General features: G+C 71.4%; 1 protein-coding gene. It reads right to left on the minus strand.

What is annotated here, in order from left to right; translation table 11 throughout:
- Nucleotides 1-563, minus strand: a 563-nt coding sequence (locus QYS60_RS25720; RefSeq protein ID WP_371384662.1) for a transposase, incomplete at its 3' end; no start/stop codon positions are given.
- Nucleotides 564-825: the final 262 nt, after the last annotated feature.

Consider the following 825-nt stretch of genomic DNA (forward strand, 5'->3'; position numbering starts at 1 on the left):
CCCGGCCGCAACCCGGCGCAGGTGGTGGTCAACGCCGTGGGCGAGAGGGTCCGCAGCCGGTCGCGCACCGGTTCGGGGGCGGTGACCACGGTGGCCTGGAGTTGGGTGAGCGCCTCGGCGCGGGCCTTGACCGCCGAGCGACGGGCATTGCGCAGGAAGCGGATCGCCTCGACGTCCCCGTCGTGGGTTTTCGGGACGGTGCTCGCGCGTCCGGTCAGCGCGGCGGTCGCGGCGGCGTAGGCGTCGAGCGGGTCGGACTTGTCGTGGGTGCGGCGGGCGCGACGATCCGGGCGGTCGACCTCGACGACCTCGAGGCCGGCGGTGCGCAGCGTGGTGGCCACGCTCGCGCCGTAGCTGCCGGTGCCCTCGATCCCGACGCGGGCGACCGTGCCGCCGCCGGTGATCCAGGCCAGCAGCTGCCGGTGTCCGGTGGCGGTGGTGGGGAACTCGCGGTCGCCGCGGCGGCGGCCGAGGGCGTCGACGAGCGCGACGTGGTGGGTGTGTTTGTGGGTGTCGATGCCGGCGTAGACGGTGAGGCTGACAGCGGCAGGGGTTTCGGTCATGCTGGACACAGGTCATCCCTTCCGATGGTGGCCACGCACCCGGCCGGGACGGCGGACAGCACTGTGACGGGACTGTTGGTGTCAGGCTCCTATCAGGTCACGCCGCCCGACCGGTCGCGTGTGTCGGCGGCCGGCGCGGTGGGGACGACACATCATCGACAGGACAGTCTCACGACGTCAGTGACATTCAGGGTCAGATCCCACCGCACCGGACCTGTCCAGTATCAACCGGACCGTTTCATCCTCACAGTGACATTCGGTC

Origin of the sequence: Rhodococcus sp. GXMU-t2271, assembly GCF_041414735.1 — a bacterium.
Taxonomy (GTDB): domain Bacteria; phylum Actinomycetota; class Actinomycetes; order Mycobacteriales; family Mycobacteriaceae; genus Rhodococcus; species Rhodococcus indonesiensis.